The sequence below is a fragment of the Paraburkholderia jirisanensis genome, from assembly GCF_054782355.1.
Window position 1 is genome coordinate 12,874 of sequence record NZ_BAAGSQ010000021.1, and the last position, 13,616, is coordinate 26,489.

Below are 13,616 nucleotides of genomic sequence, written 5' to 3' on the forward strand. Positions count from 1 at the left end.
TACTAAGTCCGAAATGCTAGGAATTGCAGGTCGCTGCATTTGCGGCACTGCCATCTATATTGAAAAAGGCAGCCGATTCGGACGTCTCGCATCCACACCTTTCCGACCGATGAGGGTCAAGCGATGTGCTTGCACCGAACGCCGGGAGAATATTCTATGGAATTTCTAAAACTCGCGATCATCCTAGGCACAGCCGTCGGGATTGCCGAGGGTATCCGACTTTTCAGTCACCATTGTCGGCGGCGGTTCGGCTAGCGCCTTTTCACGAAGCGCGGGTTCTGGCTCGCCGCCATAGGCGTCAATTTTCTGTAGTGGGACTTCTATGCATGGGGAACCGCGTACATGCATCATGCCTCGCAATCAAGCGGCATCGTCCTAATGGGAATGGGACTGGCCGCGATTGCATGGGAAGCAGTTTCAATCACTCCCACTCAATCGTCGCCGGCGGCTTCCCCGAGATGTCATAAACCACGCGATTGATGCCCCGCACCTCGTTAATGATGCGGTTCGACGCATGCCCCAGCAGTTCATGCGGCAAATGCGCCCAATGCGCGGTCATGAAATCGAGCGTCTGCACCGCACGCAGCGCAACCACGTACTCGTAAGTACGCCCGTCGCCCATCACGCCCACGCTCTTCACCGGCAGAAACACTGCAAACGCCTGGCTCGTCAGGTCGTACCACGACTTACCGGTTTCCTTGTCGATAAACGTGCGCAGCGTCTCGATGAAAATCGCATCCGCGCGGCGCAGCAGATCGGCAAACTCGCGCTTCACCTCACCCAGAATCCGCACGCCCAGGCCCGGCCCCGGGAACGGATGGCGATACACCATCGCCGGCGGCAACCCCAGCTTCACGCCCAGCTCGCGCACTTCATCCTTGAACAGTTCGCGCAGCGGCTCGAGCAGCTTCAGATTCAGCGTCTCCGGCAACCCGCCGACGTTGTGATGGCTCTTGATCGTCTGCGTCGCCTTCTTGCCCTTGCCGGCCGATTCGATCACGTCCGGATAGATCGTGCCCTGCGCGAGCCATTTCGCGTCGGTCAGCTTGCCCGCTTCCGTCTGGAACACTTCGACGAACTCCGCGCCGATGATCTTGCGCTTCGCTTCCGGATCGGTCACGCCCGCCAGCTTCGACAGAAACGCTCCGCTCGCATCGACGTGAATCACCTTCACGCCCAGGTGATCGGCAAACGTCGCCATCACCTGCTCGGCTTCGTTCAACCGCAGCAGGCCGTGGTCGACGAACACACAGGTCAGCTGATCGCCGATCGCGCGATGCAGCAGCGCCGCCGCCACCGACGAATCCACGCCGCCCGACAGCCCGAGAATCACGTGCTCCTTGCCGACCTGCGCGCGAATCTGCTCGACCGCTTCGTCGATATAGTTGCCCATCTCCCAATCGGGCTTCGCGCCGCAGATCTTCAGCACGAAGCGCTCGAGCATCGCGCGCCCCTGCACCGTATGCGTGACTTCCGGGTGCCACTGCAGCCCGTAGAAATGCCGCTCTTCGTCGGCCATCGCGGCGATCGGGCACGACTCGGTCGAAGCCATCAGCTTGAAGCCTTGCGGCATCTCGAGCACCTTGTCGCCGTGGCTCATCCACACCTTCAGCATGCCGTGGCCTTCCGCGGTGCTGAAATCCTGGATGCCGTCGAGAAAGCTCGTGTGGTTGCGCGCGCGCACTTCCGCATAACCGAATTCGCGCACGTGGCCGTTTTCGACCTTGCCGCCCAGCTGCTCGGCCATCGTCTGCATGCCGTAGCAAATGCCGAGCACCGGCACGCCGAGTTCGAATACCGCTTGCGGCGCGCGCGGCGTGTCGAGCTCGACCACCGAGCTCGGGCCGCCCGACAGGATCACGCCGGTCGGCTTGAAGGCGCGAATAAATTCGTCGCTGACGTCGTGCGGATGAATTTCCGACAACACATGCGCTTCGCGGATGCGTCGCGCGATCAGTTGGGTGACTTGCGAACCGAAGTCGAGGATCAGGATTTTGTCATGCATGGCAGCGGACGGAATCGAAAAGGAACGGATACGGAGCGCCGCGCGCGAGGCGCGGCACGGATAGGGTCAAGGTTCGAGCGGCTTGAATGGCGGCCGCGGCGCACGCAAGCGCCGCCACTCGACACAGAACATGCGGATACATCGAAGGCCAACCACGACACCACGCAAACGGACTGACAGAGCAGATAACGAAAGCGGTGCGTAGCGGCCGCTCAGCCATGAAACGGTGGACGCGTGCCGGCGGCGTCCCGGCGCGCTTCTTCGCGTGCGGCTTCAGCCTCGCGCTCGGTAAGCGGCGCTGACGACACAGGCGGTACCGGCGATGCTGCCACGGCCGGATCCGCCACCGGACGCCCGCTGATCGGATCGACCGTGCGGCCCGTTGCGGTGTCGACGGTGCGGCCAGTGGCCGGATCGACGACGGTTGCCTGCCGCGGCGATAGCACCGGCTCGACTACCGGTTCGCTGGCCGACGCATATCCAGCCGCCACGGGCTCGACATGTACGACGTCCTGCCTTCGGGCGTCCCGCTTGGCGTCTTTCGCCGCCTGGCGCGCCGCGGCGCGCTGCGCGCGATCCGCGGCGGCCGTTTCCGCAGCCAGCGCGCGTTCGCGGCGCCGGACAGCGCTGGCCAGCCGCACGCCGCCCAAGCCCACCACCAGCAGCACGACCGCTGTCAGCACCGCCACCAGCTGACCGAAACCGGTCAGCGCAGGCGTATGCAAACCGATCAGCCACACCAGCATCAGCACGGCGACCAGCCAGTTCACATGGCCAATGACGCGTGCCGTGGCCGTGGTCAACGCGCCGTCGATCGATGCGTGCAACGCCAGCCACGCAAGACCGATCAGCGCGATGCCGAAGCCCTGACCGACCAGCGCCGGCTCGGTCTGCACCAGTTGCAGCCCGGCGTACAGCGACTTCCACGGCGTGAGCAGAAACAGCAGCCCGAACGCCAGCAGCAGCAATGCATCGATGATCAGTACGGCACGCAGCAGCGGCTTCATCGGCGATTAGTCCACGTGGTAGTTAGGGGCTTCCTTGGTGATCTGCACGTCGTGCACGTGCGACTCGCGCATCCCGGCTGCCGTGATCTGCACGAACTCGGCTTTCTCATGCAGCTCGTCGATCGTGTTGCAGCCGCAGTAGCCCATGCTGGCGCGCACACCGCCGATCAGCTGGAACAGGATCGCGCTGACCGAGCCCTTGTACGCGACACGGCCTTCGATACCTTCCGGCACGAGCTTGTCGATATTCGCGGAGTTGTCCTGGAAGTAGCGGTCTGCCGCGCCGTCCTTCATCGCGCCGACCGAACCCATGCCGCGGTACGACTTGTACTGGCGGCCCTGATACAGGAACACGTCGCCCGGCGATTCTTCGGTGCCGGCGAACATGCTGCCCATCATCACCGTATCCGCGCCTGCCGCGAGCGCCTTGCTGACGTCGCCCGAGAAGCGCACGCCGCCGTCGCCGATCAGCGGCACGCCGGTGCCGCGCAGCGCATCAGCCACATTCGAAATCGCGCTGATCTGTGGTACGCCGACACCGGCGACGATCCGCGTCGTGCAGATCGAGCCCGGGCCGATACCGACCTTCACGCCGTCCGCGCCGTATTCGACGAGCGCACGCGCCGCACTGGCCGTCGCGATGTTGCCGCCGATCACTTCGACGTGCGGGAAATTCTTCTTGACCCACTGCACGCGCTCGAGCACGCCCTTGCTATGGCCGTGCGCGGTATCGACGACGATCACGTCGACGCCCGCCTGCACCAGCAGTTCGACGCGCTCTTCGTTATCCGCGCCGACACCGACCGCCGCGCCCACGCGCAGCTTGCCGTGTTCGTCCTTGCTGGCTTCCGGGTGCTCGGTCTGCTTGGTAATGTCCTTGACGGTCATCAGGCCGCGCAGTTCGAATGAATCGTTGATGACCAGCACGCGCTCGAGCCGATGGCTGTGCATCAGCGCTTTCGCTTCGGCGAGCGGCGTGCCTTCCTTCACGGTGACGAGGCGCTCGCGCGGCGTCATGATCGTGCGCACCGCTTCGTCGAGGCGCGTTTCGAAGCGCAGGTCGCGATTGGTGACGATGCCGATCAGCTGTGCGCCTTCGACAACCGGGAAGCCGGAAATGCCATGCTGCTGCGACAGCGCGATCACGTCGCGCACTTTCATTTGCGGCGGTACCGTGATCGGATCGCGCACCACACCGGATTCGAAGCGCTTGACCTTCGCGACTTCGCGCGCCTGTTCGGCCGCCGACAGATTCTTGTGGACGATGCCGATGCCGCCTTGCTGCGCCATGACGATGGCAAGGCGCGCTTCGGTGACGGTGTCCATGGCGGCGGACACGAGGGGCATATTCAGGGAGATCTTGCGGGTCAGCCGGGTTTTCAGGCTGGTGTCGCGCGGCAGAACGTCGGAGAAGGCCGGGACGAGGAGCACGTCATCGAATGTGAGTGCTTTTTGGATCAGACGCATGGCAAATCCTATAGGCGCAAAACCGAATTATACGCGATTCGCGCCGGTTTTCACTGCGCGAACAGCGGGTTAGCGAATTTCGCGACGTTTTTTCCACGCCTCGCAGCCGGGGATTTCGCTTTTCCGTTCAGGTCGCGTTCGAAGCGGTTTCGTTTGCCGCTTGCGCCGCGTTGCAGGATCGAACAAGACCCGGCGGGCACCGCCGCGGTATCCTGCGCGAACCTTGAATCTTGCAATTGGGGCACTCGGATGCAGCGCGGCGTGATGTACGGAATGATGGCGGGCGCCCTGTGGGGGATCGTGTTTCTGGTGCCCCGGATGCTGTCGGACTTTTCGCCGCTGCTGCTGAGCGCAGGGCGTTACATGATGTACGGCGCGGTGTCGGTGCTGGTGTCGCTGCCGTTCGCGCGCTCGCTGCTCAGGCGGCTGACCGCTGCCGATCTGAAAGCGCTGTTCGTGTTGGCGCTGGTCGGCAACCTGCTTTACTACCTGCTGCTGTCGAGCGCGGTGCATATGGTCGGCATTGCGCCTGCGTCGCTGATCATCGGCGTGCTGCCGGTGACCGTCACGCTGCTCGGCCGGCGCGACCACGGCGCGGTGCCGCTGGCGCGTCTGGCGTGGCCGCTGGCGATGGTGTTGACCGGCATCGCCTGCATCAATGCGGATGTGTTCAGCGGCGCCGGCGGCGATGCTGCGGGCGCCAGCCTGCTGACGCGCCTTGCCGGGGTGGCCTGCGCAGTCGGCGCGCTGGCGGCGTGGACTTGGTTCGCGGTCGAAAACGCCCGCTATCTTCAGCGCAATACGCACTTCACCGGCGCCGAATGGTCGGCGCTGTGGGGCATTGTCACGGGGCTGCTCGGCGCGGTGCTCTGGGCGCTGGTGGCGCTGCTGCCGCAAAGCGTGGTCAGCGCACCGGTCGACCCCGCGCGCTGGCAGTCGTTCTGGCTGATGAATCTGGGCGTGGCCATCGGCGCGTCGTGGCTCGGCAACGGGCTGTGGAACGCGGCGTCCAAGCGCCTGCCGCTCACGTTGTCGGGCCAGCTGATCGTGTTTGAAACGCTCTTTGCGCTGCTCTACGCGTTCATCTACGACCACCGGCTGCCGCGTCCGCTCGAAGCGGCGGCCATTGCGCTGCTGCTCGCGGGCGTCAGCTGGTCGGTGCGGCGTCATGCGGATGACGGCGCGAAGCGCGCGCCGCTGGAGGAAGAGGCACAGACGGCCGTGCACTGAGCCGGCTTGGGCGTTGGTTACATGCGCCGTATCGGGGCCCGTGCGCCGACTCCCTCAAAGCGCGCCGCTTTTTCAAACGACGCCGGCAGGCCCGCGTACGCGGCCTAGCGCGAGTCCTTCGACTGCCACTTGCGCCCTTCCACCGACCCTTCCTTGCGCGTCTTGTCGACGCGCCGCTGCCGCGCAAGCTTCGGGTCGACGATCAGCGGCCGGTAGATTTCGACGCGATCGTGATCGGCAAGCACCGTATCGAGCGCCTTCACCCTGCCGAACACGCCGACTTTCTGTTTCGTCAGATCGATCTCCGGATGGCGCTGCAGCACGCCGCTGGCGTCGATCGCCTGCTGCACGCTGGCGCCGGCCGGCAGTTGGACTGAAATCAGCGTCTGGCGCCCGGCCAGCGCATAACAGACCTCCACCGAAACGCCCCCCGCAAGCGGCGCGCTCATGTCTTGCCGTAGCGCTGGTCGGCGCGCTTGACGAACGATTCGACGAAAGTGTTCGCGATATGGTTGAACACCGGTCCGATCAGCTTCTCGAGGATGATGTTGGTGAACTCGTAGTGCAGTGCGAACTCGATCTTGCACGCGTCCGCGCGCAGTGGCGTGAAGCGCCAGAAGCCGGTGAACTTGCGAAACGGGCCGTCGGCGAACTCCATGTCGATGCGCGACGGCCGCTGCTGGCGGTTGTGGGTCGCGAAGTGCTGGCGGATGCCCTTGAAGTTGATGTCGATGCGCGCCTCCATGCCGTTCTCGTCCTGCCGGCGCACTTCGACGCCGCCGCACCATGGCAGGAAATTGGGGTAGTCGCCGACATCGGTGACGAGATCGAACATCTGTTCCGCCGAGTGGCGTATCAGCACGGTTTTCTGGACATCAGCCATAAATTGAACGGCGCGCGCGGCGAGAGTGAAAGCGGGATAAAAATCGCGTAAATGCAATCGCGTTAAAGCATGGCGGTTTTCGGCGCACCGCTTTGCTAAAATTGCGATTTTAAACGAGTTGGGCAATTTCCATTCATGAGCATCATCGAAAACAGGAAGGCCTTCTTCGATTACTCGATCGAGGAACGCTACGAGGCCGGTCTCGTGCTCGAAGGATGGGAGGTCAAGGCGCTACGCGCCGGACGCGGCCAGATCAAGGAAGGCTATGTGGTGATCAAGGCCGCCGAGCTATACCTGATCGGCACGCACATCAGCCCGTTGCCCGAAGCGTCGACGCACATCCACCCCGACCCGGTGCGTACCCGCAAACTGCTGCTGCACGCGGAGGAGATCAGCAAACTGATCGGCAAGGTCGAACAGAAGGGCTATACGCTGGTGCCGCTGAACTTTCACTATAAGGGCGGGCGCGTGAAGTGCGAGATTGGTCTCGCGAAGGGCAAGAAGCTACACGACAAGCGCGAAACCGAGAAGAAACGCGACTGGGAGCGGGAAAAGGCGCGTTTGATGCGCACGCCGACCTGACGCGAGGGCGTCAGTGGCGGTGGCAGCCGCCTGTGTGCGGGGCGGGCCGTCGCAGACTTCTGCCGTGGCCTGCGGTGCCGCCAGGCCGTCATCTACGCTGATGAAAACACCCGAAGGCGGTGCACCTGCGCCCGCTGAGGCGCCTCGCTGGTGCTTCAGCGGCCGACCACTATCCTTATGCGTGCGGCCCGCACGTTCGCTCGGGTAACAAGCGTACGCGCCCCTTCCGTCGTGTTTTCCTGAGGCGAAGGCCATCGTGCGCCGCGACGCGATCCCTTCTTGCAATGCCGGCGAACGCACTCGCCACCCAGCCTCAAGCTTCGTTGCTGCGCTTCACGATGGCCAGCGCCGAAGCGATCATCGAGCTCATATCCGCGAAATTGCCCGGCACGATCAGCGTATTGCCCTGTTTCGCCACATTGCCGAACGCGTTCACGTACTGCTCGGCCACCTTCAGGTTCACCGCCTCCATGCCGCCGTTCGACTGGATCGCCGCCGCGATCTTCTGGATCGCCTGCGCATTCGCCTCGGCCACCGCAAGAATCGCCGCGGCCTGCCCTTGCGCCTGGTTGATCGATGCCTGCCGCTCGCCTTCGGACTGCTGGATCGCCGCTTCACGGCTGCCCGACGCGATATTGATCTGCTCCTGCTTGCGCCCTTCCGACGCCGCAATCAGCGCGCGTTTCTCACGCTCGGCGGTGATCTGCCGCTGCATCGCGTGCAGGATTTCCTTGGGCGGCGTCAGGTCCTTGATCTCGTAGCGCAGCACCTTCACACCCCAGTTCGACGCGGCCTGGTCGAGCGACGACACGATGTTGTGGTTGATGAAATCGCGCTCCTCGAAGGTCTTGTCCAGTTCGAGTTTGCCGATCACCGAACGCAGCGTGGTTTGCGACAGCTGCGTGATCGCCAGCACGAAGTTGCTCGAACCGTACGACGCCTTCATCGGGTCGGTGACCTGAAAGTACAGCACGCCATCCACCTGCAACTGCGTGTTGTCGCGCGTGATACACACCTGGCTCGGCACGTCGAGCGGGATTTCCTTCAGCACGTGCTTGTACGCGATGCGATCGATAAACGGCAGTACCAGCGTCGCGCCAGGCGTCAAGGTTGCGTGATAGCGGCCAAGCCGCTCGACCACCCATGCATGCTGCTGCGGCACGATCTTGACCGTGCGCGCCACGACCACCATCACGATGATCAGAAGCACGACCGCGAAAATCATCGATTCCATACGGCACCCCTTTTTGCTTCGTTCTGAATTCTTGTTTGCGCGTGAGCTTGCGCGCCTGGCTCGCCTTTACGCATGCGCCGCATGGCGGCTGGCGACGACGACAAGACAGCTGCCGCGCATCGCGGAAATTTCATACAGACGCGCGTCTTCCGGTTCGCCCGGTGCGAGCTCGACGTCCCACGCACAGCCGCGATACTGCGTGCGTGCGCGGCGGTCGTGCCATTCGGGCACCGCCAGCGTTTCACCGATATCAAGATTGACATCTGGATTGCGCGACGCCTCGATACGCTGCCGGCGCCCGAAACGCGAGCGCCGCAACACCGCCACCGCGATCAGCGCAACCACGGCCGCCACACCGACCTGCACCGCGAGATCCGCGCCCGCCAGACGCGCGAGCGCCGCGGCGATAAAACCGAGCGCGATCATCAACAGATAGAACGTGCCGATCAACAGTTCGAGCACGATCAGCACGCCCGCGCCGACCCACCAGAACATTGCTGCTAGCGTCACTTTGGCCTCCAGAAAGCAAAACACCCCGGATTACCGGGGTGTTTATAGCACGAAGAATGCGGCGCGAACATGCCGCCTCTCGGTTTATCGCGACGCTCTTTAACAAAGCGTCGCGCAAGCGTTCAACGCGCGATGCAAGACGCTTACTTCGCCTGCGACTTCGCGAGTGCCTGCCACGTATCGATGATCGTGTCCGGGTTCAGCGAGATCGACGCAATGCCGATATCCACCAGCCATTGCGCGAAATCCGGATGATCGGACGGGCCCTGACCGCAGATGCCGACATACTTGTTCAAGCGCAGACAGGTTTCGATGGCGCGCTTCAGCATGAACTGCACCGCCGGGTCGCGTTCGTCGAAATCGACGGCCAGCAGTTCCATGCCCGAGTCGCGGTCGAGGCCGAGCGTCAGCTGCGTCAAGTCGTTCGAACCGATCGAGAAGCCGTCGAAGAATTCCAGGAATTCTTCGGCGAGAATCGCGTTCGACGGCACTTCGCACATCATCACCAGACGCAGGCCGTTTTCGCCACGCTTCAGGCCGAACTTCGCGAGCAGGCCGACCACGCGTTCCGCCTGCTTCAGCGTACGGATGAACGGCACCATGATCTCGACGTTGTCGAGGCCCATCTCTTCACGTACGCGCTTCAACGCGAGACATTCCATCTCGAATGCTTGCGCGAAATCTTCCGAGATGTAGCGCGACGCGCCACGGAAACCCAGCATCGGGTTTTCCTCGTCCGGCTCGTAGCGCGAACCGCCGATCAGCTTCTTGTACTCGTTCGACTTGAAGTCGGACAGACGCACGATTACAGGCTTCGGATAGAACGCCGCCGCGATCGTCGCGATACCTTCGGTCAGCTTGTCGACGTAGAACGCACGCGGCGACGCATGGCCACGCGCGACGCTTTCGACCGCTTTCTTCAGGTCCTGATCGATGTTCGGGTACTCGAGAATCGCCTTCGGGTGCACGCCGATGTTGTTATTGATGATGAACTCGAGCCGCGCAAGACCGACACCGAAGTTCGGCAACTGCGAGAAGTCGAACGCCAGCTGCGGATTGCCGACGTTCATCATGATCTTCGTCTTGATCGGCGGCAGTTCGCCACGCTGCACCTCGGTCACTTCGGTTTCCAGCAGACCGTCGTAGATGCGCCCTTCGTCGCCTTCCGCGCACGACACGGTGACCAGTGCGCCGTCTTTCAGCAGATCGGTTGCGTCGCCGCAGCCCACCACCGCCGGCACGCCGAGTTCACGCGCGATGATCGCCGCGTGGCAGGTACGCCCGCCGCGGTTCGTGACGATTGCGGCTGCGCGCTTCATCACCGGTTCCCAGTTCGGGTCGGTCATGTCGGCCACCAGCACGTCGCCCGGCTGCACGCGTTCCATTTCGGACGGATCGTGAATCACGCGCACCGGACCCGCGCCGATCTTCTGGCCGATCGCGCGGCCGGTAGCGAGCACCTGCGACTGGCCCTTCAGCTTGAAGCGCTGCTCGGCCTTGTTGCCGGCCTGGCTCTTCACCGTTTCCGGACGCGCCTGCAGGATGAAGATCTTGCCGTCGCGGCCGTCCTTGCCCCACTCGATGTCCATCGGGCGCTGGTAGTGCTGCTCGATGATCACCGCGTACTTCGCCAGCTGGATCACGTCTTCGTCGGTGATCGAGTAGCGGTTGCGCTGCTCGTGCGATACGTCGACGGTCTTCACGCGGCCTTGTTCGCCAGCTTGCGTGAATTCCATCTTGATCAGCTTCGATCCGATCGAGCGGCGGATGATCGGGTACTTGCCCTGCGCGAGCGTGGTCTTGAATACGTAGAACTCGTCCGGGTTCACGGCGCCCTGCACCACCGTTTCGCCGAGACCATAGCTCGACGTGATGAACACTGCGTCCTTGAAGCCGGATTCGGTATCGAGCGTGAACATCACGCCAGCTGCGCCGACGTCCGAGCGCACCATGCGCTGCACGCCCGCCGACAACGCCACTTCAGCGTGCGTAAAGCCTTTGTGTACGCGGTACGAGATCGCGCGGTCGTTGTACAGCGACGCGAACACGTGCTTCATGCGATCGAGCACGTCTTCGATGCCGACCACGTTCAGGTAGCTTTCCTGCTGGCCCGCAAACGATGCGTCCGGCAAGTCTTCGGCGGTGGCCGACGAGCGCACGGCAAACGACAGCTCGCTCGGCGAGCTCTTCGACAGGGTCTCGAAGGCGCTGCGGATGTCCTGCTCGAGGCGCGGCTGAAGTGGAGCATTGACGATCCACTCGCGAATTTCCTTGCCGGCGGCGGCGAGCGCTTTCACGTCGTCGACGTCGAGCGACTCGAGACGCTGTGCAATGCGTTCGGTAAGCGTGTTGTGCTGCAGGAATTCGCGGAAGGCGAGCGCCGTCGTGGCGAAGCCGGTCGGCACCTGAACGCCGGCCTGGGCGAGCTGACTGATCATCTCGCCGAGCGATGCGTTCTTGCCGCCGACGACTTCCACGTCGGTCATTCGCAACTGTTCGAACGGAACTACATACGCCTGATCCTTTGCGACGTTTACTGCGTTAGTCATACAAGCCCCTAAGAGTGGAAAAAATACTCGATTGCGCAAGTGGGCTTGACCGCGCCCGGCTCATAAAAAGCGGTGGACGCGTCTTGCGCAACCTGTTGGAGAAGCAATCGCAGCGGGCTTCAGCGGGCAGAATGCCGGGCTACCTTGCAATTGCTTATCCAACAGGTTGCCGCTATTCTACCGTGCCGAGTTATGAAATGTGACGCTTCGGCGATAATTGCACGCGGCTTCGCACAAAATGACGTAGCAGGCTTCGTGCCGCGCTTCCAGCGGGGCTTGGCGGAGAATCAGGAGCCGCGCCAGTCATAGGTTTGCGCCGGTTTTACCCTGCTTTGACGTCCCACCACCTCGAGCTTTTTCGCGACCGCGACGGCCGATGTTACGGCGCACTGCAACATCGGCAATGACCACACACCTTGGCGCACCGTGGTTTCATCGCGGCCACTTTAATTCGAGCGGCATAGGCCGCTCATGTTCCCTTCCCGACGTATGGCGCCAACCGTATTTATCGTCTCCGACGGTACCGGCATCACTGCCGAGACTTTCGCGCATTCGATCCTCTCCCAGTTCGACCAGAAATTCCGGCTCGTGCGCGTGCCCTTCGTCGATTCGACGGAGAAGGCTTATGCGACGCTCGAAAAGATCAACGAAGCCGGCCGCCAGGAAGGCCGCCGGCCGATCGTGTTCACCACGCTCGTGAATAGCGCGTCGAATCAGATCGTCAAGGATTCGAACGCACTCGTGCTGGATATGTTCCAGACCTTCGTCGAGCCGCTCGAGCAGGAACTCGAACTGAAGTCGAGCCATGCGATGGGCCGCGGCCACCAGAACGCGGACACCGAGGAATACAAGAACCGCATCGAGGCGATCAACTTTTCGCTCGCCCACGACGACGGCCAGTCGAATCGCAATCTGGCCGAGGCCGATGTGATCCTGGTTGGCGTATCGCGCAGCGGCAAGACGCCGACCAGCCTGTATCTGGCGATGCAGTATGGCGTGAAGGCCGCCAACTATCCGCTGATTCCGGAAGACTTCGAGCGCGGCAAGCTGCCGACGCCGCTATTGACGCACCGGGAGAAGATGTTCGGGCTGTCGATCGATCCGCAGCGTCTGTCCGAGATCCGCAACGAGCGGCGCCCGGGCAGCAAGTACGCGGCGATCGAGAATTGCCGCTACGAGATCAACGAGGCCGAGGCGATGATGCGGCGCGAGAACGTCAAGTGGCTGTCGTCGACGCACAAGTCGATCGAGGAGATCGCGACGACGATCCTGCAGGAGATCAAGCTGGATCGGTCTTCGTACTGAGCAGCAGCAGAAGCCCCGCGACCACCGGCGGTGGCGCGGTGGCGCTCTAGCGTGCCGCGCCGCGTTGCTGGCGGCACTGCTCGAACAGGCACACCGCTGCTGCCGCCGCCACGTTCAGCGACTCCATCCCGCCCGGCTGCGGAATCGTTACGCGATGCGTGACCGCCGCGCGCCACGCCTGCGAAACGCCCGCGCCTTCATTGCCGAACACCCACGCAATCGGCCCCGACAAATCGCAGTCGTATAGCGGCTGCGCGCCGTGCGAATCGGTGATTGCAACCGGCACGTCGAGCCGTTCGATCAACGTGTGCGGTTCGACGTCTTCGTGAATGCGCAGCAGGAAATGCGCGCCCATCGCCGAGCGCAGCACCTTCGACGACCACGCATACGCGGTGCCCTGCCCGCAAAACACATCGCCGATACCCGCGGCCGCCGCGCTGCGCAGGATCGAGCCGACATTGCCGGCGTCCTGCACGCCATCGAGCACCACGCAACTGCGCGCGACGCGCCCGGGCAGCGGCGCGTCGAGACGTTCTACCAGCAGCAGCAACCCGACACCGTTCACGACATTCGACAACTGCCCGAACAACGCATCGGGCAACGTGACGATGTGCCGTTCGTCGATACGCGCGACGATTGCCTGCGCTTCCGCGTGACGCAGCGCGCCTTCGGTCACCACGCAGGTTTCGGGCTGACCGGCGGCGTCGAGATAGGCGCCTGCCAGGTGGAAGCCTTCGAGCAGCGCGTGCGCGCTTCTGCGCTGCTGATGCGTCGAACCGGCCAACGCTTTCAGGCGCTTGTAGAGCGGATTGTCGCGCGACGTAATTTCTTTCACGGGGCTTTC

Annotated in this window: 12 protein-coding genes; 3 read left to right on the forward strand and 9 right to left on the reverse strand. The window is 63.2% G+C overall.

What is annotated here, in order from left to right:
• Positions 1-421: 421 nt before the first annotated feature.
• The 3 genes from guaA to guaB form a co-directional block, all read right to left on the reverse strand.
• A complete protein-coding gene (gene guaA, locus ACYVNQ_RS09325; protein ID WP_460902207.1) occupies positions 422-2,005 on the reverse strand; it encodes a glutamine-hydrolyzing GMP synthase in 1,584 nt (527 codons plus the stop codon).
• A 212-nt stretch (positions 2,006-2,217) separates the two neighbouring features.
• Positions 2,218-3,012: a hypothetical protein gene (locus ACYVNQ_RS09330; protein ID WP_460902208.1), complete on the reverse strand. Its 795-nt coding sequence runs from the start codon at positions 3,010-3,012 to the stop codon at positions 2,218-2,220.
• Positions 3,013-3,018: 6 nt separating this feature from the next.
• Positions 3,019-4,479 carry an IMP dehydrogenase gene (gene guaB, locus ACYVNQ_RS09335; RefSeq protein ID WP_460902209.1) on the reverse strand — a complete coding sequence of 487 codons (1,461 nt, stop codon included), beginning with the start codon at positions 4,477-4,479 and terminating at the stop codon, positions 3,019-3,021.
• Positions 4,480-4,728: 249 nt separating this feature from the next.
• On the opposite strand from guaB, the gene ACYVNQ_RS09340 reads away from it, so the two are divergent.
• The gene (locus tag ACYVNQ_RS09340; protein WP_460902210.1) at positions 4,729-5,709 is read left to right on the forward strand and encodes a DMT family transporter; all 981 of its coding nucleotides are present in this window, start codon (positions 4,729-4,731) and stop codon (positions 5,707-5,709) included.
• A 104-nt stretch (positions 5,710-5,813) separates the two neighbouring features.
• Here ACYVNQ_RS09340 and ACYVNQ_RS09345 read toward each other — a convergent pair whose 3' ends face one another.
• Together ACYVNQ_RS09345 and ACYVNQ_RS09350 are read right to left on the reverse strand one after the other, a co-directional pair.
• Positions 5,814-6,158, reverse strand: coding sequence for an RnfH family protein (locus ACYVNQ_RS09345; RefSeq protein WP_460902211.1), 345 nt, complete (start codon positions 6,156-6,158; stop codon positions 5,814-5,816).
• The gene (locus ACYVNQ_RS09350) at positions 6,155-6,592 is read right to left on the reverse strand and encodes a type II toxin-antitoxin system RatA family toxin (RefSeq protein WP_460902674.1); all 438 of its coding nucleotides are present in this window, start codon (positions 6,590-6,592) and stop codon (positions 6,155-6,157) included. The genes ACYVNQ_RS09345 and ACYVNQ_RS09350 overlap by 4 nt, the downstream gene beginning before the upstream one ends.
• A 135-nt stretch (positions 6,593-6,727) precedes the next feature.
• Between ACYVNQ_RS09350 and smpB the strand changes: the two genes are divergently transcribed.
• Positions 6,728-7,174 carry an SsrA-binding protein SmpB gene (gene smpB, locus ACYVNQ_RS09355; protein ID WP_460902212.1) on the forward strand — a complete coding sequence of 149 codons (447 nt, stop codon included), beginning with the start codon at positions 6,728-6,730 and terminating at the stop codon, positions 7,172-7,174.
• Positions 7,175-7,487: 313 nt separating this feature from the next.
• On the opposite strand, the gene ACYVNQ_RS09360 is transcribed toward smpB, so the two are convergent.
• From ACYVNQ_RS09360 to ppsA, 3 genes are all read right to left on the reverse strand, one after another.
• Positions 7,488-8,408, reverse strand: a complete 921-nt coding sequence (locus tag ACYVNQ_RS09360) for an SPFH domain-containing protein (RefSeq protein WP_460902213.1) — start codon at positions 8,406-8,408, stop codon at positions 7,488-7,490.
• A 66-nt stretch (positions 8,409-8,474) separates the two neighbouring features.
• Positions 8,475-8,903, reverse strand: a complete 429-nt coding sequence (locus ACYVNQ_RS09365; protein WP_460902675.1) for an NfeD family protein — start codon at positions 8,901-8,903, stop codon at positions 8,475-8,477.
• A gap of 158 nt (positions 8,904-9,061) precedes the next feature.
• Complete coding sequence (ppsA, locus tag ACYVNQ_RS09370; protein WP_460902214.1) at positions 9,062-11,467, reverse strand: phosphoenolpyruvate synthase; 2,406 nt, start codon at positions 11,465-11,467, stop codon at positions 9,062-9,064.
• A 489-nt stretch (positions 11,468-11,956) separates the two neighbouring features.
• On the opposite strand from ppsA, the gene ppsR reads away from it, so the two are divergent.
• Positions 11,957-12,772 (forward strand): posphoenolpyruvate synthetase regulatory kinase/phosphorylase PpsR, encoded by an 816-nt coding sequence (gene ppsR, locus ACYVNQ_RS09375; RefSeq protein WP_460902676.1) that lies wholly within the window; start codon positions 11,957-11,959, stop codon positions 12,770-12,772.
• Between the two features lie 46 nt (positions 12,773-12,818).
• Here the strand turns inward: ppsR and ACYVNQ_RS09380 are convergent, their stop codons facing one another.
• The gene (locus ACYVNQ_RS09380) at positions 12,819-13,607 is read right to left on the reverse strand and encodes a TrmH family RNA methyltransferase (protein WP_460902215.1); all 789 of its coding nucleotides are present in this window, start codon (positions 13,605-13,607) and stop codon (positions 12,819-12,821) included.
• Positions 13,608-13,616 lie beyond the last annotated feature (9 nt).

Bases quoted from the DNA above. Each gene is read 5' to 3' on its own strand.
- guaA (WP_460902207.1), bottom strand. From the start codon at position 2,005: ATGCATGACAAAATCCTGATCCTCGACTTCGGTTCGCAAGTCACCCAA.
- ACYVNQ_RS09330 (WP_460902208.1), bottom strand. From the start codon at position 3,012: ATGAAGCCGCTGCTGCGTGCCGTACTGATCATCGATGCATTGCTGCTG.
- guaB (WP_460902209.1), bottom strand. From the start codon at position 4,479: ATGCGTCTGATCCAAAAAGCACTCACATTCGATGACGTGCTCCTCGTC.
- ACYVNQ_RS09340 (WP_460902210.1), top strand. From the start codon at position 4,729: ATGCAGCGCGGCGTGATGTACGGAATGATGGCGGGCGCCCTGTGGGGG.
- ACYVNQ_RS09345 (WP_460902211.1), bottom strand. From the start codon at position 6,158: ATGAGCGCGCCGCTTGCGGGGGGCGTTTCGGTGGAGGTCTGTTATGCG.
- ACYVNQ_RS09350 (WP_460902674.1), bottom strand. From the start codon at position 6,592: ATGGCTGATGTCCAGAAAACCGTGCTGATACGCCACTCGGCGGAACAG.
- smpB (WP_460902212.1), top strand. From the start codon at position 6,728: ATGAGCATCATCGAAAACAGGAAGGCCTTCTTCGATTACTCGATCGAG.
- ACYVNQ_RS09360 (WP_460902213.1), bottom strand. From the start codon at position 8,408: ATGGAATCGATGATTTTCGCGGTCGTGCTTCTGATCATCGTGATGGTG.
- ACYVNQ_RS09365 (WP_460902675.1), bottom strand. From the start codon at position 8,903: ATGTTCTGGTGGGTCGGCGCGGGCGTGCTGATCGTGCTCGAACTGTTG.
- ppsA (WP_460902214.1), bottom strand. From the start codon at position 11,467: ATGACTAACGCAGTAAACGTCGCAAAGGATCAGGCGTATGTAGTTCCG.
- ppsR (WP_460902676.1), top strand. From the start codon at position 11,957: ATGGCGCCAACCGTATTTATCGTCTCCGACGGTACCGGCATCACTGCC.